14 protein-coding genes and 1 pseudogene are annotated in these 20,964 nt (G+C 68.7%); 2 read left to right on the top strand and 13 right to left on the bottom strand.

Annotated elements, in window-relative coordinates:
- Positions 1-93 precede the first annotated feature (93 nt).
- The 8 genes and pseudogenes from WA983_RS07265 to recC all read right to left on the bottom strand — a co-directional run bounded on the left by WA983_RS07265 (position 94) and on the right by recC (position 14,970).
- On the bottom strand, positions 94-1,101 hold the full coding sequence (locus WA983_RS07265) for an LD-carboxypeptidase (RefSeq protein ID WP_424248203.1): 1,008 nt from the start codon (positions 1,099-1,101) through the stop codon (positions 94-96).
- A 45-nt stretch (positions 1,102-1,146) separates the two neighbouring features.
- Positions 1,147-1,686: pseudogene (gene tadA, locus WA983_RS07260) on the bottom strand (tRNA adenosine(34) deaminase TadA); the annotation flags it as partial.
- On the bottom strand, positions 1,601-2,449 hold the full coding sequence (locus tag WA983_RS07255; RefSeq protein ID WP_424248193.1) for an HAD family hydrolase: 849 nt from the start codon (positions 2,447-2,449) through the stop codon (positions 1,601-1,603). The pseudogene tadA and the gene WA983_RS07255, both read right to left, overlap by 86 nt.
- Complete coding sequence (locus WA983_RS07250; protein ID WP_424248195.1) at positions 2,437-4,071, bottom strand: NAD(P)H-hydrate dehydratase; 1,635 nt, start codon at positions 4,069-4,071, stop codon at positions 2,437-2,439. Before WA983_RS07250 ends, WA983_RS07255 begins: the two co-directional genes overlap by 13 nt.
- A 9-nt stretch (positions 4,072-4,080) precedes the next feature.
- Positions 4,081-5,727 (bottom strand): acyl-CoA synthetase, encoded by a 1,647-nt coding sequence (locus WA983_RS07245; RefSeq protein ID WP_424248197.1) that lies wholly within the window; start codon positions 5,725-5,727, stop codon positions 4,081-4,083.
- A 150-nt stretch (positions 5,728-5,877) separates the two neighbouring features.
- A complete protein-coding gene (gene recD, locus WA983_RS07240; RefSeq protein ID WP_424248199.1) occupies positions 5,878-7,878 on the bottom strand; it encodes an exodeoxyribonuclease V subunit alpha in 2,001 nt (666 codons plus the stop codon).
- On the bottom strand, positions 7,871-11,482 hold the full coding sequence (gene recB / locus WA983_RS07235; RefSeq protein ID WP_424248201.1) for an exodeoxyribonuclease V subunit beta: 3,612 nt from the start codon (positions 11,480-11,482) through the stop codon (positions 7,871-7,873). The genes recD and recB overlap by 8 nt, the downstream gene beginning before the upstream one ends.
- The gene (recC, locus tag WA983_RS07230; protein ID WP_424311807.1) at positions 11,479-14,970 is read right to left on the bottom strand and encodes an exodeoxyribonuclease V subunit gamma; all 3,492 of its coding nucleotides are present in this window, start codon (positions 14,968-14,970) and stop codon (positions 11,479-11,481) included. Before recC ends, recB begins: the two co-directional genes overlap by 4 nt.
- Positions 14,971-15,128: 158 nt before the next feature.
- Here recC and WA983_RS07225 point away from each other — a divergent pair, with 158 nt between their 5' ends.
- Positions 15,129-15,914, top strand: coding sequence for a YggS family pyridoxal phosphate-dependent enzyme (locus WA983_RS07225; RefSeq protein WP_424250252.1), 786 nt, complete (start codon positions 15,129-15,131; stop codon positions 15,912-15,914).
- A gap of 2 nt (positions 15,915-15,916) precedes the next feature.
- On the top strand, positions 15,917-16,396 hold the full coding sequence (locus WA983_RS07220) for a C40 family peptidase (RefSeq protein WP_424250254.1): 480 nt from the start codon (positions 15,917-15,919) through the stop codon (positions 16,394-16,396).
- A 36-nt stretch (positions 16,397-16,432) separates the two neighbouring features.
- On the opposite strand, the gene WA983_RS07215 is transcribed toward WA983_RS07220, so the two are convergent.
- The 5 genes from WA983_RS07215 to WA983_RS07195 form a co-directional block, all read right to left on the bottom strand.
- Positions 16,433-17,110 carry a hypothetical protein gene (locus WA983_RS07215; protein WP_424250256.1) on the bottom strand — a complete coding sequence of 226 codons (678 nt, stop codon included), beginning with the start codon at positions 17,108-17,110 and terminating at the stop codon, positions 16,433-16,435.
- A gap of 34 nt (positions 17,111-17,144) precedes the next feature.
- Positions 17,145-18,032, bottom strand: a complete 888-nt coding sequence (locus tag WA983_RS07210; protein WP_424250258.1) for a quinate/shikimate dehydrogenase — start codon at positions 18,030-18,032, stop codon at positions 17,145-17,147.
- Positions 18,033-18,205: 173 nt separating this feature from the next.
- Positions 18,206-18,718: a Spy/CpxP family protein refolding chaperone gene (locus tag WA983_RS07205; RefSeq protein ID WP_424250260.1), complete on the bottom strand. Its 513-nt coding sequence runs from the start codon at positions 18,716-18,718 to the stop codon at positions 18,206-18,208.
- A 97-nt stretch (positions 18,719-18,815) separates the two neighbouring features.
- Positions 18,816-19,514 carry a response regulator gene (locus WA983_RS07200; protein ID WP_424250262.1) on the bottom strand — a complete coding sequence of 233 codons (699 nt, stop codon included), beginning with the start codon at positions 19,512-19,514 and terminating at the stop codon, positions 18,816-18,818.
- Between the two features lie 2 nt (positions 19,515-19,516).
- Positions 19,517-20,950 carry an ATP-binding protein gene (locus WA983_RS07195; protein WP_424250264.1) on the bottom strand — a complete coding sequence of 478 codons (1,434 nt, stop codon included), beginning with the start codon at positions 20,948-20,950 and terminating at the stop codon, positions 19,517-19,519.
- Positions 20,951-20,964 lie beyond the last annotated feature (14 nt).

Genomic DNA, 20,964 nt, shown 5'->3' with positions numbered 1-20,964 from the left:
AAAAGGGAGTCAAAACAACCCATTAGTTTAACAGGTGGGCCAAAGTCACATCGCTTCCGTGCCGCGCCATCGGCCTGAAAGGCCGGACCTCGATCAGTGTGTGTGCTCCTGCAGCACCAGATGCGCCATGCCGTCCTCGGTGGCGATGCCCACGCGGGCACCCACCGGCAGGGTGGCTTTGACCTTGACGTGACCATAGGGCAGGCCCGTGACCACGGGCACGTGCACGGTCTGGCGCAGCCAGCGCACCACGGAATCCATGTCGTAGCCCTGGTCGTGCGGCGCGAGACGATAGTCGGTGAACTGACCCAGCACGATGGCGTGCTGCTTTTCCAGCACGCCGGCATGCCACAACTGAGTCAGCATGCGCTCGATGCGATAGGGGTGTTCGGCGATGTCTTCCAGGAACAGGATGCCGCCCTGGATGTCCGGCAGGTAGGGCGTGCCGACCAGCGAAGCCACCATGGCCAGATTGCCGCCCCACAGGATGCCGCGCGCATCCACCGGATCGGCGCCCGGGGATTCGAAGCTGAGGATTTCCAGCTCGCCGGACAGGGTCTCCTGGAACAGGGCCTGGGTCAGGTCGTCCACCTTCTTGCCGCCGAAGTCGAAGGTCGCCGTCGGACCGGCCAGGCTGACCGCGCCGGTGCGCGCCAGCAAGGCAAGGCTGAAGGCGGTGAAATCGCTCTGGCCGATGAAGGTCTTGCCGCTGTCGGCCACCGCCTGCCAGTCGATGTGTGGCAGCAGGCGGCTCAGGCCGTAGCCGCCCCGGGTCGCCATGACGACCGGATGTTTCTGCTTCAGGGCGCGCTGGATGGACGCCAGACGCTGCTTGTCGGTGCCGGCGAAGCGTTCGTGCACGGCCAGGGCCGTGCGGTCGGCGGCGACGCGAAAACCCATGGCGCGCAGCCGCTCCATGGCCAGATCCAGTTTGGCGGGATCGGCCACGGCACCGGAGGGCGAGATCAGGTAGATGCCCGAAGGCTGCTCGTGCACGTGATGCTCGCCGCAATCGGGATCGCCGCAGACCAGGTGCGTGTGTTCGCCGACGGTGGCCGGGCGGGACGAAGTCTGAGCGGGCGCGGGTTTCTGTTTAGGCATGTCAGGATTGTCCAGGGAAGGAGAAGAAGGAGTCGCGCGGGCGGCTTTGCGCCGGGCGCGGAAGAATTCACGCAGCAGATCGCCGCAGTCCTGCGCCCGGACCCCGCCCCGTACCTGGGCGTGATGGTTCAGGCGCGGCTGATCGGACAAGTCGATCACACCGCCACACGCACCCGTCTTGGGATCGGGGGCGCCGTAGACGATCTCTGCCAGGCGGGCGTGGAACATGGCGCCCAGGCACATGGTGCAAGGCTCCAGCGTGACATACAGGCGCGCGCCGCTCAGGCGGTAGTTGTCCAGGCTGCGGGCGGCGGCGCGCAGGGCCACGACCTCGGCGTGCGCCGTGGGGTCGCGGTCCAGAATGGTGCGGTTGTGGCCAGTCGCCAGCAGGCGGCCTTCGGCGTCCAGCACCACGGCGCCCACGGGGACTTCGCCCAGTGTCGCCGCCTGGCGGGCCAGATCGAGCGCCAGCGCCATGGCGCCGTCGTCGTTCAGCGGCTCAGCCACGATACATCCGCGTACGCAGCACGATCTTCGAGGCCAGGCTTTCGACGGCGGCCTCCAGCAGTTGATACAGCTCGGCATCCTCGCCGAAGCGGGCATGGTTCAGGTTGGACACTCGGCCGTCCTCGATGAAACCCCAGGCCCGGCTGCGTTTTTCTTTGTGGCGCGGGTCCCAGACGCCGAAGGCCACGCCGCCCGAGCGGCGGATCAGGGAAAAGCAGGGAATGTCGGTATAGCCGTCGCCGACGAAGACCATCTGTTCAAAGGGCACGCGCAGCTTGTCGGCATCGACCTTGCGGTTGACCTCGAACGGCTTGTTGCGCGATCCCGGGCCGATGATGCCCTTCTGGATGTGGAACAGGTAGCGGGTCTTGTCGGTAAAGCTGACCACGCGACGCGGAAACTCGATGGCACCGTCGGCGCCGTAATGGAATTCGGACGCCCAGATATCGGAAAAGGCATCCGCGATGGGCGTGGCGCGCAGCACATCGCCGATGCCGCTGGAAATCAGGTAGAACTCCAGTTGCACCGTCGGATGGGCTTGATGCAAGCGTGTACGCAAACGATCGAACAGCGTCGTCACGCCGTCGTGCAGGGGCAGCCGGCGCCCCCAGTCGCACAGACGGTCACGGGTGATGGGGCCGTGGCGTCCCGCACGGGACAAGGCCAGCATCTGGTACAGATACGCCGGGACCGGATCCCAGTCTTCGCGCTCCAGCAGCGGACCGACCTGCTCGTGCCAGAAGGCCGGCACGTCCACGCCGATATCCTGAAGAAAGCCCGAGGTGCTGTCCGGCGCCAGGGTGTCGTCGAAATCGAAGACCAGTGCAATCACATCGGCCATAGATGCATCCCGTCGAGTGTCCTATATCCATCCGCCAAAACGGCCAGCGCCCCGGGCAAGGCGCCCGGCAGGTCCTCGGCCAGCAAGCCCCAGCCCAGCCGATCGGCGGCCAGACCATGCAGCCAGACAGCGGCGCAGGCCGCCTCGAAGACCGGCATGCCGGCCGCCAGCAGACCGGCGACACAGCCCGCCAGTACGTCCCCCGTCCCGGCCGTGGCCAGGGTCGGCGGCGCATTGTCGTTGATGACGCAGCGGCCATCGGGCGCGGCGATCACGGTGTCGGCCCCCTTGCGCACCACGACCGCGCCACAACGCCGGGCCGCAGCCCGCGTACTTTGCAGTTTATCGCCTCCGGCTTCCGGCGCGGCGCCGCCCCCTGCCCTTGACGCCGCCTCATCTCCCGCGCCCGGCACGGGATCGAACAGGCGCGCGAATTCACCTTCATGCGGCGTCAGCACACAGAGCCCGTGCAAGGCGTCGAACAAGGCCTGCGGCTGGCCGGCAAAGACGCTGAGCGCGTCGGCGTCCAACACGCAGGGGCGCCCGGTCGCCAGCAAGTCCAGGACCTGGCGCCGCCCCTGAGGCGCACGCCCCAGTCCCGGGCCAATCAACAGCGCATTGCGGCGCGGGTCCGCCAGCACCTGATCCAGCGCACCGTCCGGCGGCAGGGCCTCGACCATGACCGAGGTCAGGGCTCCTGCCTGAATCGCCCAGGCGGCGGGCGGCACCGCCAGCGTCACCAGGCCGGCACCGATGCGCGCCGTCGCCTGGCAGGCCAGCCGGCTGGCACCCAGCATCCGTTCACCCCCCACGACCAGCGCATGGCCCCGACGGTATTTGTGGCCGTCGGTGCGCGGCCAGGGAAAAGCACCCGACCAGAGATCGGGATGGTTGGCCTGGGCCTCGGGGACGAGGGATGCCAGCGCCGCCTCGGGCATGCCGATGTCGGCACAGATCAACGCGCCACACAGCGCACGCCCCGGCAGCAGCAGGTGCCCGGGCTTGCGGCGGCAGAAGGTGACCGTCAGCACGGCCTGGACGGCGGCCCCTGGACAGCGGCCGCTGGCACCGTCCAGGCCCGTCGGCACGTCGATCGAGCAGACCGGTGCGGCAGCCGTATTGACGGCCTGGATCAGCGTTTCCAACACGCCGGCCGGCGCCCGGCCCAGACCCGCGCCCAGCAAGGCATCGACGATCAGGCCGGCACCGTCCAGACACGCAGGCACGGCAGGTTCGACCGGGCCGCCCCAGGTGTCGGCTGCCCAGGCGGCGTCCCCACGCAGAGCGGCGCGCTCACCCCACAGCGCCACCCTCACCGGCCAGCCGGCATCCTGCAGCAGCCGCGCCACAATGAAACCGTCGCCGCCGTTATTGCCCGGTCCGCACAGGACGCACACGGGTGTGGGCGACCAGCGCGTACGGATCGCCCGAGCCACGGCGGCTCCCGCCGCACCCATGAGTCGTGTGCCGGACACCCCCGCCGCTGGAGCAGCGCGATCGGCAGCGCTCATCTGGGCCGGCGTCAGCAGCGCATGAGGCGACAGACGCGTCAGGGCACCGGGCGACCTGGCCGGCCCCGCGACACCGCCGCCCTGGCCTGCCGAGGCTTGCGCAGAGGACATAGGGCCGGCTCAGTCCGCGCGCGTCGCCCGCTGACGCAGTTCGAACTTCTGGATCTTGCCGGTGGAAGTCTTGGGCAGTTCACCGAACACGATGTGTCGCGGCACCTTGTAGCCGGCCAGATGCGCCTTGCAGTGCGCCACGATGTCCTCGGCATCGACCTGGGCGTCGGGCTTGAGTTCGACGAAGGCGCAGGGGGTCTCGCCCCAGCGCTCGTCGGGCTGCGCAACCACGGCGGCCGCCAGCACGGCGGGATGGCGGTAGAGCACGTCCTCGACCTCGATCGAAGAGATGTTTTCCCCGCCGGAGATGATGATGTCCTTGCTGCGGTCCTTGATCTTGATGTAGCCGTCCGGGTAGATCACCGCCAGGTCGCCGCTGTGGAACCAGCCGCCCGCGAAGGCCGCCTGCGTGGCCTGCGGATTCTTCAGGTAGCCCTTCATGCAGATATTGCCCTGGAACATGATCTCGCCCATGGTTTCGCCATCGGTCGGCACCGGTTGCAACGTCACCGGGTCCAGCACCGTCGCCGCCTTTTGCAGGTGGTAGCGCACTCCCTGGCGGGCGTTGAGTTCGGCCCGCTTGCCGATGTCCAGATCATCCCAGGCGGAATCCTTGGCACACACGGTCGCCGGCCCGTAGACCTCGGTCAGGCCGTAGACGTGCGTCAGATCGATGCCCAGGGCCTCCATGCCCTCGATCATCGAGGCCGGGGGCGCAGCCCCCGCCACCATGGCCCGGATACCGGACGGGATGGTGTCGCGCAGGGCCTGCGGCGCATTGACCAGCATGCTCTGGACAATGGGCGCGCCACAATAATGGGTGACGCCGTGCTCGCGCATCAGCGCGACCATGGTCGCCGCATCGACCCGCCGCAGGCAGACATTGACCCCGGCCCGCGCCGCCACGGTCCAGGGGAAGCACCAGCCGTTGCAGTGGAACATGGGCAAGGTCCACAGGTAGACCGCGTGCTTGGGCATGTCCCATTCAAGGATATTGGACACGGCGTTGATGGCCGCGCCCCGGTGGTGGTAGACCACGCCCTTGGGGTTGCCGGTGGTACCGCTGGTGTAGTTCAGGGCAATCGCATCCCATTCGTCATCCGGCATGCGCCAGGCGAACGCCGGGTCCCCCGAAGCCAGCATCGCTTCGTAGTCCAGCGTGCCGACGGCCTCGCCCGGGCCGTCGTACAGGGGATCATCGACGTCCACCACCAGAATGGGTTCGGTGCGCGTGCGCAGCGCCAGCGCCTGAGCCACGACGCGGGAGAATTCCCGATCGACCAGGAGGACGCGCGCCTCGCCGTGATCCAGCATGAAGGCGATGGTGGCGGGGTCCAGCCGGGTGTTCAGGGTATTGAGGACGGCCCCGCTCATGGGGATGCCGAAATGCGCCTCGACCATGGCGGGCACGTTGGGCAGCATCACCGCCACCGTGTCCCCCCGGCCGATGCCGTGCATGACCAGAGCACTGGCCAGGCGGCGGCAGCGCCGGTCCAGTTCGGCCCAGGTATGACGGATGACGGCGTCACCCTGTCCGTGCACGACCGCGGTCCGATCGGGATAGACCTCGGCGGCCCGCTCCAGGTGCAACAGAGGCGTCAGCGGTGCGGAATTGGCCGGGTTCCGCGGCAGGTCCTGATCATATATCGAAGTCACGCGAGTCTCCATCCGTCTATCGGGGGCATTTCTGCGCGATCATGGCACCGTCCCCCGTCACGCCTCATTTTAGCGAGGTGTCACGGCGGCATGCCCGCTTTCGGCGCAAGGGTCCTGTTCGAGGTCAATAAGTCCGGGCAAGGCATCGGCTCAGGGATTCCAGATGCCCCCCGCGCGTCGGGTCCGATGCCGCACGGCCTCTTCCAGCAAAGCGTCCTCTCCCGGCAGCACCAGGGCCAGGGCTGCACGCGCACGGGTCGCGCCGGTGTAGAGCAGCTCCCGCGTCAGCAGGGGCGATGGCCGGTCGGGCAGCACCAGCGCCACACGATCGAATTCCGAACCCTGGGACTTATGCACGGTCAGGGCGTAGACGGTCTCGACTTCCGGCAGGCGTGCGGGCGACACCCAGCGCACGGCGTTCCGGGTGGCGCCGGCAAAGGCCACCCGGCTCATCCAGCCGCCCTCCCGTTCCGGATCAGGCACGGGCAGGGCCACACCGATGTCGCCGTTGGCCAGCCCCAGGGCGGCGTGATTGCGCAGCACCAGCACCGGCCGGCCGGGATACCAGGCGGTCTCCGCCAGTTCGGTCCAGGCCTCGGCCCGCATCCAGCCCTCGGCCCGCAGATGGGTCTCGATGCGCTGATTCAGTCCGCGCGCGCCCCAGGGGCCGTCCCGCAGCGCGCACAGCACCTGGAAGCGGGTCTGCTGTGCCAGGACGGCGCGCGCCCAACGGTCCCAATGGGACGGCGGCGCCTGCGGATCGGGCCGATCGTCCCGCACGGCACGCAACAGCGCGGGATAGCCTGCCTCGGCATCCAGGACACCGCTGTCCCGCAGCCAGGCATCCCCAGGAGCGGCAGGCGACCCGGCCCGCACCAGGCTCAGGCCGTCCGGTGGATTGCGCAGCAGCCCGGCCACGGCCCGGACATCCCCCTGATTCACGGCGACGGCAAATCGGCCGATGCCGCTATCGGCCTGGAAACGGTGGCTATGGCGCAGCATGACCACGGCCTGATCCAGCGCGGTACCCGCCGTGTCCTGCCACGGGTCAGGGACCGTCTCGCCACAACAGGCCAGCAGGCGCTGGCACTGCGCCGGGGTGTAATGGCCGTCCTCGGCCCGTTCGCAGAGTTCGCCCAGCACCGCACCGGCCTCGACCGAAGCCAACTGATCCTTGTCTCCCAGCAGCACCAGACGCGCATGCGCGGGCAGCGCGGCCAGCACGGCATCCATCATCTCGATGTCCATCATCGAGGCCTCGTCCACCACCAGCACGTCCAGGTCCAGCGGATTGCCGGCGTGGAATTTCAGGCGCCGGGTATCGGGCCGGCTGCCGAGCAGTCGGTGCAGGGTCAGGACTTCGGCCGGCACGCGTGCCAGCGCGGCAGCCAGATCGGCATCAGCCGAGGTCGCCAGACGCTCCAAGGCGCCGGCAATGGATTCATTCAGGCGCGCCGCCGCTTTGCCCGTCGGCGCCGCCAGGCGGATACGCAGGCCGCGCGCCAGGCCGCGCGCCTGAGCCAGCCCCTGCAGGACCGCCAGCAAGCGCACGACCGTGGTGGTCTTGCCCGTCCCCGGCCCTCCCGTGACGATGGAAAAACCATGCAGCAGGGCCGTGGCGCAGGCGATTTTCTGCCAGTCCGGCGCTTCGACGGCGGGCGCGGTGAAGACCGCATCCAGCCAGGCGCGAACCCGGGCCGGGTCGTGTCCCCCCAACGGCTCCAGTGCAAGGCGTCGGCCGAGGTCTTCGCGGATGCGCCTCCCGGCGCGCCAATAGCGGGCCAGATACAGGCGATGCCCGTGCAGGACCAGCGGCTGCGGGCCGTCGCCGTCGCCCACGAAGTCGGCCTCGGCCAGCGCCGCCAGGCACGCCTCCAGCCCGCCTGCGGCCCAGTCCGGTGCTCCGGCCCGGCCTGCGTCGCCCGCATCCAGACCGCCTCCAGACACTGTACGATCCGATTCGCACAGGGCATGCAGGTCCAGGCAGGGGTGGCCGTGCGCCAGCCGGGCGCTGCACAGGACGGCCAGACGCAGCGCCAGCCCAGGTGCCTGCGGTGCCTGGCGGGCCAGCAGACGGCCAAAAGCCACGTCCAGATCGCGCACGTCCTCCCCGGATGACTCGAACGCCAGCCAGTCGGGAAACTCAGTCATGGTTTGCCTCCGCGCCTTCGCCGTCGAACAACGCGTCCAGCGCCTGGATGAGGGCCGGCTCGGGCCGCAGCGCCACCAGCCCCTGACCAGGCGCCGCCTGGCCACGCAGGAACAGGTACAGCGCGCCGCCCATGTGACGCGCATAGTCATAATCCACCAGCCGGGCGCGCAACTGCCGGTGCAGCGCCAGCACGTACATCAGCATCTGCGCATCGTAGCGGGACGCGCGCATGGCCGCCGCCAGGGCCTCGGGCGCGTAATCGGCCTCGCGAGGCCCCAGATCATTGGACTTGTAATCCATCAGGTAATAGCGACCGTCGGCCTGCAGCACCAGGTCGATGAAGCCCTTGAACATGCCGTTCAAGCGTCCCGCCGCCAAAGCCGGACGAGCGACACCGCCAAAGGTGCCCCGGCGCAGCAGTCCGTCCAGGTGCCCGATGTCCACCCGCTGCGCCGGCAGCCAGAACTCCATTTCCGGCAGGCTGGCCTGCAGGCTGTCCAGACGCAGCACCGGATCGCCCGGCAGATCCGGCCGCCATGGAGTGCACACCAGGCGCAGCAGCCAGTCGTGCAGTGCATCGATGTGCGCTTCCCAGCCGCGCACGGCACAGCGCCGGGCGATCAGGTCGCGCGCATCCTCCAGATCGCGGAAGCCGCGCCGCGCCGCCCATTCCAGCAGGCCGTGCAGGAAAGTCCCGGCCTCGCTGCCGCGCGGAAAATCCCTGAGCCCCGAGTCGGCCAGGATGGGCGAGGCCTGCGCCATCCGGCGCAGGGGCGCGGGATCGGCCTGACGGCCTTCGCGCAGCACGTCCTCGGCGGCCGTCTCCGGCGCGGCGGCGTCGGCCAGGCACAAAGCCGAATAGCTGGAAATCCACCAGGGCTGAGCGACGGCCGCTGTGGCCAGGCAACGGGCGTCACCCAGTGCATCCGGTATCTCGTCGGCCAGCGGCGTGAAGTCCGCACTGTCCGGCGCTTCCTCGTCCCAGGCCATCAGGTCGGGATGGGCGTGCGTCAAGGCCTCCCAGCCCGCCTGTACGTCTGCGCCCAGCAAGTGGCCAATGCCGCTGCCCGCGCCTGCCTTCAGCGGCCCCAATGCCATCCAGACCGCATGGCGTGCGCGCGTCAGCGCCACGTACAGCTTGCGCACGTCCTCGCCCAGCCGTTCGCCGTCCAGCCGCTGCAGTTGATCGCCCTCGGCCTCCATGATCCAGGCCCGATCCGTCTCGCCAGGCAGCAGATACGGACCCCGCCCCGCTTCGACCGGCCGCGCCTTGCAGACGAAGGGCAGGAAGACCAGGGGATATTCCAGGCCCTTGGATTTATGCACGGTCACGACCCGCACCAGGCCCTCGTCGCTTTCCAGACGCAAACGGCGTCCGTCCTCGCCCTGCGGGCCCTGGGACTGCCGGTGCAGATAGCGCAGCACGGCCTGTTCGCCGTCCAGATGGGCGGCGGCCTGCTGCAGCAATTCGGCCAGATGCAGGAAATCGGTCAGGCGCCGCTCACCCTCGTAGCCATCGGACAGCAGGCGGGCCGGCACCTCGAAATCATGCAGCAACAGGCGCAGCATGGGCAGCACGCCGCGCTGCCGCCAGATCTGGCGGTAGCGCTGGAAACGTTCGACCCGGGCGTCCCAGGCACGCTCGTCTTCCACCAACTGGTCCAGCGTCTGCCAGTCCAGGCCCAGCGCCGGGGTGGCCAGCGCCGCGCGCACGGCGCGCTCGTCCTCGGGATGCGCGCAGGCATCCAGCCACAGGGCGATTTCCGCCGCCTGCGGTGATTCGTAGACGGAGTCCCGTTCGGACAGATACACGCTGCGCACCTTGACCCGGGCCAGCGCCTGACGCACGCTGCGCGCCTCGGCGTGGGTATTGACCAGGATGGCGATGTCGGCGGGCCGCACCGGCGTCCAGCGGTCTCCCTCGCGCAGGCCCGCCTCGCCGCGACGGCCCTGCATCAGGATTTCGGCCACGCGCCGGGCGCAAAGCCCCGCCGCCTCTTGTTCGTACAGGGTCGAGGACAGGGGCTTGCCCTCGACCGCCGGTTCGATCCAGCAGGCGCTCAGTGCCGGCGCCGGCTGACCCAGGACCTCCCAATGTTCCGGGCGGCCCTGGGCGTCAACGGGATGGAAGGGAATATTGACGGCCTGCGCGCCGGTGGGGAAGGCCCGAGGCCCACCCAGTTCAAAGCACCGGTTGACCGCCGCAACCATGGCCGCAGACGAACGGTAGTTGCGGCCCAGGGTCTGGACCCGCCCCGCGCAGGCCTGATTGGCGCGCAGGTAGGTATGCACGTCGGCACCCCGGAAACCGTAGATGGACTGCTTGGGATCGCCAATGAAGACCAGCGCGGTGTCGGGGTCGTTGTCGGCCACCCGGTAGACGCGGTCGAAGATCCGGTACTGCACCGGATCGGTGTCCTGGAATTCGTCAATCAGCACCACCGGAAACTGCCGCCGCAGGGTCTGCGCCAGCCGGGCGCCGGCCTGCTCTGCCAGGGCGGCATCCAGATTGCCGAGCAGGCCGTCGAAGCCCAGCAGCGCGGCGCTGGACAGGGCCTGCTGCAGGCGCCGGGCCATCCAGGCCAGGGCATGGCGCAGCAGGGGCGCGCGCGCAGCGGGCAGCGTCCCCAGTTCGTCGCGCAGGCGGTCCAATGCCGCACTGGCGGGATGCTCGGGCGCAGGCCCCTCGCCCTGCCACTTTTCCTGGATGCCGGGCGGCGTCAAACGGTCCCAACCGGCTTTCAGATCCAGGATCTCCTGGTCGGGGTCCTGCGCCCAGGTCCGCAAGGCCTGCGTCCAGCGGCGGAAATCGGCCGGACGGACTTTCAGGTCCTTGCCCAGCGTGACCAACCAGTCTTCCAACGCGTCCGCCCCCTCGACCCAGGGTGCCTTGAGGACTGCCAGGCGGTCCCGACGCAGGGCTTGATGACGCCCCAGCACGGCCGCCAGACTTTCATCGGCGGCCTCGGGCAGAGATTCACGGGTCAACAGGCCGGACAGGCTCAGCAAGGCGTCCGGCCCGGGCCAGACGGCCAGCACGTCGGCCAGCGGTTCCAACGCCAGCGGCGCCACGTGCGCGCGCCAGTAATCCCAGGCGGCCTGCCGGATCTCGGCACCCAGGTCCGGCTCCAGCCGCTGCTCGAACAGGCTGCCGCTGTCGAAGGCGTGCTCCTGCAAGACCCGGGCACACCAGGCGTGAATGGTGGAAATGGCGGCTTCGTCCATGGACTGTGCGGCCAGATCCAGCGTGCGGGCACAGCCCGCCCGTTCAGCCTGCGGATAGCTCTGCCGCAACGCCATGAGAAAAGGATCGGCCGCGCGGTCTTCCTGCTCGTCCTCTGCGGCGAACCAGACGGCGGCCTCGGCCAGGCGGCCGCGAATCCGGTCGCGCAATTCCTGAGCGGCGGCCTCGGTAAAAGTCAGGACGAGAATCTCGGTGGGCAGACAAGGCCGTTGCCCGCCATGCCCCAGCACCAGACGGACGTACAGCGCGGCAATCGTCCAGGTCTTGCCCGTCCCGGCGCTGGCTTCGATCAGGTGGCTGCCGCGCAAGGGAAAGCGCAGCGGATCGATCTGGGGGATCGAGGGGGGCGACACGTTCATTCCGTCCCTCCATCCGCCACGGGATACGGCAGGATCGCCTGTGCGGCGGCGCCGTACAGGGTCTCGGCCCAATGGAAGAAACCCCCGTCCTGGCACAAGCGGCCGAAATCGGGATAGCAGCGCCGCAGATACAGGTCGTCGTCCACCTTCCGGGCGTAGCTGGCCTCGGCCTCGCGCCACGCGACGCTGTCGGGCGCCGGGTCGGCACCGGCCCGCAGCCAGGTGCCCGCCGCGTCGATGTCCACGGGCAGCGCGGCACGCAGGCCGTCCTGCCAGGCGGCCCATAAAGTCCGCCACTGTTCCGTCGCCTGGACCGGGTCCAGCGGCTCGAAGCGCACGCAGCCTTGCGGGCTGACGAGCACGGTCGTCAGGGGCCGGCCATGCGCGTGCGCGGCCAGGTGATCCAGCCAGGCCGGCATCATGGGCGCGATGCGGTAGCGCTTGTTGCGCACCAGATGACTGGCGAGCAGCACGATCCGTCCCCACTGGCCCCGTCCGTTCCGGCGCCAGCCGGCCAGCGTATCCTCGAACGTCCCGTCGCTGTCCGGCAGCGTGCTTTCCATCCGCAGGGTCTCGTCGGATGCCTGCGGCCAATCGCGGCAGGCCCGCCGATAGGGATCGACGGCTTCCTGCACGCTGTCGTGCAGGACCTGGGCCGCCGCCTCGCCCAGGCCGCCCGCGACCAGGGTGCCGCGCCGGCGCATGCGGTCCAGGCCTTCCTGGAACACGGCTTCGGCCTCGGCCGCATCCGGCGCCCGCCGCAGGGCTTCGAGCAGCTCGGCGCGCAGTTGCCATTGTCCCAGGCCGTCCCGGACGTAGGGTTCCCCTTCGTCCAGATCCGGGGCGGGTGCCTCGAAAAACACCTGCAGGCGCTGCTGAAAGAAGGCACGCACAGGATGCTTCAGAAACTGGCGCAGGACATCCAGCCGCAACGCGGCATCCCGCTGCAGCGGCGCCAGCACGGCCGGCGCCGGCTGCGGCTCGTCGACCGCTGCCTGGCGCGCGCCGCGCCATTCGGCTGCGTAGGTATACAGCGCGCCGGGACCCGTGTGCGCCGGCACCGGAAAATAGCGGCGACTGAAAGGCTGCAGCGGATGATGCAGACTCAGGGCAGCGGACAGGGACTTGGCCCCATCCGCAGATTGCCAGCCCCGGTCCAGGTGATCCATCAACTGGGACACCAGCACCGATGGCGGCTGCGGTGTGTTGTCGTGGATGCTGTGCCCGACCCAGGACAGGTAAAGCTGATCGCGCGCGGACAGCAGCGCCTCCATGAACAGGTAGCGGTCGTCCTCGCGCCGGGAACGGTCGCCGGGGCGCGGGTGCAGCGCCATCAGGTCGAAATCGACCGGCACGCGCTGGCGGGGGAACGCGCCGTCCTGCATGCCCAGCAGGCACACGCGCCGGAACGGAATCGCCCGCATGGGCATGAGCGTGGCGAAGGTCACCGCACCCGCAAAGAAACGCTGCGACAAACCGGCTTGATCCAGCTGACCCAGGCAGTGCTCGGCGACGATGGACACCGGCAGGCCCTCGTCCACCCCGGCGGTTTCGCACAGCAGCGCCCAGTCCTGCAGGATTTCCCGGAAACGCGCCAGCGTGTGTTCGTCGGCATCCGTCACCGGCAAAAAGCATGCATCGAGCAGCGCCTGCAAAGAGATGACCCACTGCGCGGGCGTCGCATCCTGGCCCAGCAGCTGCCAGTGGTGATCCAGCGTGTCCAGCAGGCGGGCCAGCGCGCCCAGCACCTGGGCCTGCAGGCCACCGGTTTCGCCATAGGGCTCGATCCCGCTCCAGGCCGGCGCGTCAGGGCCGGACGCATAGCCCAACAGCATACGGTCCAGGCCAAAGCGCCAGGTGTGCCCGTGGGCTGCCGCCGGCGACTGTTCCAGGCCAAAGGCGCTGCGATGTTCGGCATGCAGCCCCCAGCGCACTTCGGCGTCCCGCGCCCAGGTCTGCAGCAGCGGCAGGTCGGCGGCCTCGATGCCGAAGCGCGCCCGCAGCGCCGGCACGTCCAGCCATTCCAGGACTTCCTGGATGCCCAGGCGCAGACGCGGCAGGGACAACAGTTGTTCCAGGACGATGACCAGCGGATCGGCCCGACGCTGCCCGCGATCCGCCAGGGCGTAGGGCACGTGGCGCCGGTCCCTGGGACCATACTGGCCGAAGACCGCCTGCACGTGGGGCGCATAGGCCTCGATGTCGGGCACCATCACGATCACGTCGCGCGGCTGCAGGCCGGGGTCGGCGGCAAAGGCCGACAGCAACTGGTCATGCAGGATCTCGACCTCGCGCTGGGCGCTGTGGGCCACGTGAAAGCGCAGCGAGTCATCCTGCGCCGGATCCACCGCCGGCCAGCGCGCGCGCGTCTCGGCCAGCGGCCGCAGATCGCGGATGTCGTCCTGCAACTGCTCCAGCAGCGTGTTCCCGGGCAGATCCTCGAAGGCGTCGATGCGCTGATGCAGGGCCTCGAACGCCAGGCCGCAACGCGCCCGGTGCGCCGGATCGTCGATGTCGTCGAGCAGGCCGATGAAGTCGCGTCCCTGGCGCCCCCAGGACGCCAGCAAAGGATGCGTCTGCTGATGCAGGGCCTGCTCGTCCAGGATTTCCGGCATGCCCGGGCGGCGCGCCTGGCGCCGGAAACGCGCCCGCAGCAGATCACGGTCGCCCAGGATGTCGGCCCAATAATGAGCGCAGGGATTGTTCACGCACACCAGGATCTGAATCCAGCGCGACAGGCCGGACAAAGCCTCCAGGGTCTGGCGCGGCATGGCGGAAATACCGAAGACCAGCAGGCGGCGCGGCAGTCCGGCCGGACGCGGGATATTGCCCGGTGCCCGGACCCGCGCCATGAAGGCCGCATGCACGGCCGCGCGTCCGACCGGTTCACCCTCGACTGCGCCCAGGTCGTCCAGCAGGGCGCGCCACAGGCGGGCCTGCCAGGCCTGGGATTCGGACAGGGCTTCGGGCTCGCGGCCCAAAGCATCAGGCAGGACGAGCTGTCCCCGCCCCCAGGCGTCCAGCCAGTCGGCCCGGTAGACCTGGTACTGGTCGAACAGGTCGGCCAGCCGGTGCGCCAGTTGATGGCGTTTGCGCACGCCGGCGTCGTCAGCCAGAAAGCGCGCCACCGGCTCGAAACCCGGCTGATCGGCCAGCGTCGGCAGCAAGCGCATCAGACGCCAGGCCAGCGGATCCTTGTCCAGCGGGGATTGTTCGGGAACGGCGCCCGCGCCCAACACGGCGCGGTACGCCTGCCACATGAAGCGCGACGGCAGCAAAAAATCCAGCGCAGCCGCGATGCCGCAGCCCGAGTCGCGCTCGGCCAGGGCCAGCCGCAGCCACTGCGCGATGCCATTGCTGTGCACCAGCAGGTACTCGTTTTCCAGGGGATCCAGCGGCGAATGGCGCAGCCACGCGACCAGCACCTCGCGCAGTTGTTCCGCCCGATTGCCGTGAACCAGCATCAGTCCCGGAGTGAGTTCCGCCACGCCCTATCCCTCTTGCACGTCGTTCCAGGCTAGATCATAAAGGCTTTCAAGCCCGCACCGGACGGCGCACAGCCCCGCCGCATTGGGATTACCCCGCATTGGGGTTATCCTAGGGCCTACCCCCTGATCCCTCATTCTTCATGCCCGAGACCGCCGCAATGAACGCTGTGCCATCGCCCGTCCGGCCCGCCTACCAGACGGCCGAAACCCCGGAGGAAATCCAGGCCAATCTGGCCGACATCCGCGCCCGCATCGACGCGGCCTGCCTGCGCGCCGGGCGTGACCCCGCCGAAGTCCGCCTGCTGCCCGTCAGCAAGACCGTGGACGAATCCCGCATTCGCATGGCCTACGCGGCGGGCTGCCGCCTGCTGGGCGAGAACAAGGTCCAGGAGGCCTATGGCAAATGGGAGGCCATGACCGACCTGGCCGATCTGGACTGGGCCGTGATCGGCCACCTGCAAACCAACAAGGCCAAGTTCGTGGCCCGCTTTGCCCGGGAATTCCAGGCCCTGGACAATCTGCGCGTGGCCGAGGCCCTGGATCGGCGCCTGCAGGAAGAAGGCCGCAGCCTGGACGTCTTCGTCCAGGTGAATACCTCGGGTGAGACCAGCAAATTCGGCCTGGCACCCGATCAGGTGCTGGACTTCGCCCGCGCCCTGCCCGCCTGCAGTGCGTTGCGCGTGCGCGGCCTGATGACGCTGGCCCTGTTTTCGCCCGACGAGACCCGGGTGCGCCCCTGCTTTCATCTGCTGCGCGATCTGCGCGACCGGCTGCGCCAGGACGCTCCCCAGGGCGCGGATTTTGCCGAGCTGTCCATGGGCATGTCCGGGGACTTCGAATGGGCCATCGAGGAAGGCGCCACCACCGTGCGCGTCGGCCAGGCGATCTTCGGCGCCCGCAAGCTGCCGGATAGCTACTACTGGCCGGAAGGCAAGAAAGGCTGAGCATGCGCGCCCTCGCAGCCTGCCTGTTGTGCCTGTGGCTGGCGGCCTGCGTCGGCCCGGGCGCCCGGGGACCCGCGGTGGCCTATCCCGACATCGATCCGGCACATCGCACCGAGGTCGTCATGACGGCCCTGAGCCTGCTGGACACCCGCTACCGCTACGGCGGCGCGCATGCCCAGCGCGGCTTCGACTGCAGCGGCCTGGTGATGTACGTGTTCGATACGGCCACCGGCGCCGCCCTGCCCCACAACACCGAGCAGATCGCTCGCATGAGCCGCCCCGTGCCTCGCCGCGATCTGCAGGCCGGCGATCTGGTGTTCTTCAATACACTGGGTCGGCCGAATTCGCACATGGGCATCTACCTGGGCGACGGCCGTTTCATCAATGCCCCGTCCACCGGCGGCCAGGTCCGCATCGACCGGCTGGACAACCCTTATTACCAGCGCCATTTCCAATCGGTGGGGACGCTGTTCGCGCAATGAGGCACGGCATTGCGGAGCCGAAGCCGAGGCACGGCATCAGGGTGTTTCGCCCTCGTAGGGCGCTTCGCCATAAATGGTTTTGCAGATCAGACTGTCGTGAGATTGAAGACCGGGGATGGCCGCTTGCAGAATTCCGGCCAGCGACTCGCGCGCCGCGGCCGCGCCGGCTTCGCAGAGCGCCTCCACGACCAGCAGGTAGTCAAAAGCGCCTTCCCTGCCGCTGCGCATCTTCTTTTCGGCGCTCTGAATGCCCGTGGTGCCACGGTCGGTTTCCAGCAGGCGCACGCCCACCGTCTCGGGCAGACGGATGAATGCGCGCAGCGCATCGCGCGCCTGGACGGGATCGACGCGGGAGTCGCCCGAGCAGATGCGGCTGACCAGCACATGCGAGCCAAAGCCGCGACCGATCTTGACGACGCGCGCACCCGCCGCACGATCGAAAGGACCGAACTTCACCATGAGGCGCTGTGTCCAGGGCGAAGGCGTATTGAGGATCTGCAGATAAGGCGGCGCCTGCATCACGTCCGGGCTTTCGGTGGCATACAGAATGAAGTGCGAACACTCGTTCTCGACCGAGGCGAACAGCCGCACCCCCAGAAAACCCGGCGAGTAGATGCGGTCTGCAATATGCTCCTGCGTCAGCCAGTTGCGGTAATCGACGAGGTCATCCGCGTCCATTTCGCACCAGATGGCCAGGAATCCTTGTTGCGTCATGAGAGTCACTCTTTTTTCAAAAACAGGGGGAGCTTCAGGTGCGCAGCAGGCTGCGCGCGAGATCGACAGGCATGTCCCGGTCCGTCCACAGACGGAAGGCTTCCACGCCCTGAAACAGTTGCATGCCCAAACCGCTGACGGTCGTGCAGCCGGCAGCCCGGGCCATCTCCAGCAACGCCGTCTGTTCAGGGACATAGATGAGATCCGTCACGATCAGACCGGGATGGAAATAACTGGCGTCAGGCACCACGGATTGCCCCAACGTCGCCTCCATGCCCACGGGCGTGCCATTGACGAAGATGTGGCTGCGCGCCATGGACGCCCGCAACTGCGCGACATCCGACAGATCACACAGCCGCGCCGTGCAGCCCAGCCGGCTCTGCAGCATGTCCACGAGGGCGTAGCCGGTGTCAAAGAACGCGTCGCGCTGGTTGAACAGGGTGATGTCCGTCACCCCCTGCATGGCGGCCTGAATGGCGACGGCAGTCGAAGCGCCCCCGATGCCGGCAATCGTCATCACCTTGCCGGCGATGTCGATGCCTGCATCCTCGAGCGACAAGGTATAGCCGATGCCATCGGTGATATGGCCGGTGAGCACGCCATTGTCGTTGACGATGGTATTGACCGCACCCGCCATTTCGGCGGCTGGAGAGAGCCTGTCCAGAAAGGCGCAGATGGCCCGTTTCAGCGGCATGGTGACATTGGCCCCACGCACGTTCAGCACCCGCAGGGCTTCGACGGCCGACGCTGTTTTTTCCAGCGGCACGTCAAAGGCCAGGTAGGCAAGATCCAGGCCCAAGGCCTCAAAGCACCCGTTTTGCATCCCCGGCGATTTGCTATGCGAGACGGGCGAGCCGAGCAGCGCAATCAGCCGGGTTTTGCCACTGATTCTGTGCTTTGTGGGTGAAGCGGGGAGATGCATGACCGATGGCTCCAAGTTCTTTGGGCAATCAGTCTACCCGACTCGCCCGAGAGAGGCGCTGCACGCCCGGCGAGGGACTGCTCGTGCATCCGAGCATTTGCAACCGAACGCCGGACCCTGGGGGCCCGGCGTCGTCATGCCAGGTTCCCGGATAAGCCGGGAACTGCCGCGCATCAGGACCTGGCGGGCTTTTCGGCCTTCTTCGGCGCGTGCATGTCGGCCAGTTTCTGGCGTTGTTCGGGCGTCAGCACGGCGCGGATCTGCGACTGGGTCTGGACACGCAGCAGGGCCATCTGCGACTGGGCCTGGCCCAGGGCATCGGCGGCCTGCCTGGCCTTGGCTTCGTCGAAGGTGTCGGCGCGGCTGACGTCGCGCAGGGACTGGCGCGCGGCACGCACGGCCTTTTGTCCGTCGTAGAAAGCCTGTTCCTGGTCGTGGCGGATCTTGAAGATCTGATCCTTCTGGTCCTGGCTGAGATCCAGGGCGCGCATGCCACGGTCCCCACCATGACGGGCGAAATCGCCGCCGTGGCGGCCGGAGTCGTGCCCACCCTTCTGGTGGAAGCGGGGACCGCCGTCGGCCTGCATGCCGGGCGCGGCCGAAGCGGCCAGCGGCGCGGCGGCCAGAGCGGCGACCATGGCCAGGGCGGAGAGGGAACGGGCGCGGGTGACTTGGGTCAGGTTCATGTCGGTCTTCCTTGTTTCCTACGGCCCCCCGATGGAGCCGCGATGGAGACAGATTACGGGCCGACTGCGGCGCAAAAATGGGCAAATCGTGGAGACTTCATGGAGAAGCGTGAGCAGATCCCCCCAGGTCCAGCCGATAGCCCACGCCATAGACGGAGCGGATCAGTTCTTCGTCCGGGCGCACGGCGGCCAGCTTGCGGCGCAGGTTCTTGACGTGACTGTCCACGGCCCGGTCGGTGACGACGCGACGATCGTCGTACAGGCCGTCCAGCACCTGATCGCGAGAAAAGATGCGGCCCGGCTGGCTGGCCAGCAGGACCAGCAGGCGGAACTCCACCGGCGTCAGATCCAGCGCCACACCGTCCAGACGGGCGCTCCAGGCGCCTTCGTCGATGTCCAGACCGCCGACTTCGCGCGCCTGGGCAGGTGCCGGGTCCGCCGCGCTGCGGCGCAGGACCGCCTTGACGCGGGCGACGACCTCGCGCGGACTGTAGGGCTTGCAGATGTAGTCGTCGGCACCCAGCTCAAGCCCCAGCAAGCGGTCGATCTCCTCGGTCCGAGCCGTCACCATGATGACCGGAATGGAGGTCCGCGCACGGATGTCGCGGCAGAGCTCCAGACCGTCGCGGCCGGGCAGCATCAGGTCCAGCAGCACCAGATCGGGCGGCCAGTCTTCGATCAGCGGCATGACGGCCAGGCCGTCGCCCGTGCAGCGCGCCTCGTAACCGGCCGCCTCCAGGTAAGTCTGCAGCAGGCCCGCCAGCTTGGGCTCGTCCTCGACCACCAGAATCCGCATGCTCACTCCTCACCCGTCACGAACGAAGTACCCGCCGCATCCACCGCCCCGCCGTCCGTCAGCGGCCACTCGACCCGGATGAGCAGCCCGCCCAGATCGGACGGCGCCGCCGATATCCCGCCACCATGCGCCTGAACGATGGAGCGACAGATCGCCAGGCCCAGCCCCGAGCCGCCGTGCTGGCGGCTGCGCGAGGACTCCACCCGGTACAGGCGATCAAACAGGCGGGGCAACTGCTCGGCCGCCACCGAAGGCGCGGTGTCGGCGATCTCCAGCATGATGCAGCCATCGCGCCGGCCGGCCCGCACGCGCACCCGGCCCGGACTGTCGGTGTAGCGCAGACTGTTTTCCAGCAGGTTTGCCAGCAGTTGTTCCAGTCGGCGCTCGTCGCCGGACAGACGCAATCCGGGCTCGATCGCCTGATCCAGTACCAGGCCGGCCCGGGCATACCGATCCCGCGACGCATCGAGCACCCGCGCAACCAGCGCCGACAGATCCAGGGAGCGCATGCGGTAATCCAGGGCGCCGGCATCGGCCAGCGACAATTCACGCAAATCGTCCACCAGCCGGCTCAAGCGCTCGATCTCATGCGCCAGCGAGGCCAGCGAGGCCTCGTCCGGCGCGCGCAGGCCGTCTTGCAGCGCCTCGATCTCGCCGCGCAGCACGGTCAGGGGGGTCCGCAGTTCGTGGGACATGTCCGCCATCAGCTCCCGGCGCAAGCGGGCATTGCGCGCCAGACTGTGCGCCAGACGATTGAAGTCGCGCGCCAGGCGCCCGAGCTCGTCGGATGCTCCAACCCGCACCCGGATGTCGAAATCGCCGTCGGCCAGCCGGCGGGTGGCCTGGGCGAGGCGCCGCACCGGCACCAGCAGCAGGCGCGCCAGCAGCAGGCTGACCAGGGCCGCCAGCAGCACGGACAGGCCGACGATCACCCAGGTCGCCCGCAACTGCCGGGACTGGAAGCGGCGGTCGACCTCGTCGTTGAGCACCATGGGCATGGGCGGCGGACTGAGCAACCAGCCGACGGACCGGCCTTCGACGGTCACGGGATGGCGGGTCCAGTCGGTCCCGGGACGCAGATGCGGCCCCGCCAGCCAGCCGCCGTCGGCATCCTGCAGGATGACGCGGGGCGGCGGTCCAGGCGGCCTGCCGTTGCGATCACGGCCGGAATCGCCTGGCCGTGCAGTGCGTGACAGGCGCAGGCTGCGCCCCCAGCGGTCGCCGCCCTCGGCCAGAAAGCGCCAGCCGCCGGCCTCGGTGTACTCGGCGGCCAGCGCCTGCGCCAGGCTGTCCAGGCGCTGACTCTCGCGTTCCCGGATGTAGTCGTCGAAACCGCTGTCGAAGCTGTAACGCACGGCCATGCCCATGGCGAGCGCCACCACGATGCAGGTCGCCAGGATGGCCAGGAACAGTTTGAGGGTGATACTGGATCGCATGAGGTCTTTTCCGC

It is taken from the genome of Castellaniella sp., from assembly GCF_049650445.1.
Classification (GTDB): domain Bacteria; phylum Pseudomonadota; class Gammaproteobacteria; order Burkholderiales; family Burkholderiaceae_B; genus Castellaniella.
This window is presented reverse-complemented; position numbering and strand designations above follow the sequence as displayed.

Excerpts from the sequence above, each read along its gene's own strand:
- WA983_RS07210 (WP_424250258.1), bottom strand. The coding sequence starts at position 18,032 with ATGCATCTCCCCGCTTCACCCACAAAGCACAGAATCAGTGGCAAAACC.
- WA983_RS07200 (WP_424250262.1), bottom strand. The coding sequence starts at position 19,514 with ATGCGGATTCTGGTGGTCGAGGACGAGCCCAAGCTGGCGGGCCTGCTG.
- WA983_RS07220 (WP_424250254.1), top strand. The coding sequence starts at position 15,917 with ATGCGCGCCCTCGCAGCCTGCCTGTTGTGCCTGTGGCTGGCGGCCTGC.
- WA983_RS07255 (WP_424248193.1), bottom strand. The coding sequence starts at position 2,449 with ATGGCCGATGTGATTGCACTGGTCTTCGATTTCGACGACACCCTGGCG.
- WA983_RS07250 (WP_424248195.1), bottom strand. The coding sequence starts at position 4,071 with ATGTCCTCTGCGCAAGCCTCGGCAGGCCAGGGCGGCGGTGTCGCGGGG.
- WA983_RS07225 (WP_424250252.1), top strand. The coding sequence starts at position 15,129 with ATGAACGCTGTGCCATCGCCCGTCCGGCCCGCCTACCAGACGGCCGAA.
- WA983_RS07195 (WP_424250264.1), bottom strand. The coding sequence starts at position 20,950 with ATGCGATCCAGTATCACCCTCAAACTGTTCCTGGCCATCCTGGCGACC.
- WA983_RS07205 (WP_424250260.1), bottom strand. The coding sequence starts at position 18,718 with ATGAACCTGACCCAAGTCACCCGCGCCCGTTCCCTCTCCGCCCTGGCC.
- recD (WP_424248199.1), bottom strand. The coding sequence starts at position 7,878 with ATGACTGAGTTTCCCGACTGGCTGGCGTTCGAGTCATCCGGGGAGGAC.
- WA983_RS07265 (WP_424248203.1), bottom strand. The coding sequence starts at position 1,101 with ATGCCTAAACAGAAACCCGCGCCCGCTCAGACTTCGTCCCGCCCGGCC.
- WA983_RS07215 (WP_424250256.1), bottom strand. The coding sequence starts at position 17,110 with ATGACGCAACAAGGATTCCTGGCCATCTGGTGCGAAATGGACGCGGAT.
- recB (WP_424248201.1), bottom strand. The coding sequence starts at position 11,482 with ATGAACGTGTCGCCCCCCTCGATCCCCCAGATCGATCCGCTGCGCTTT.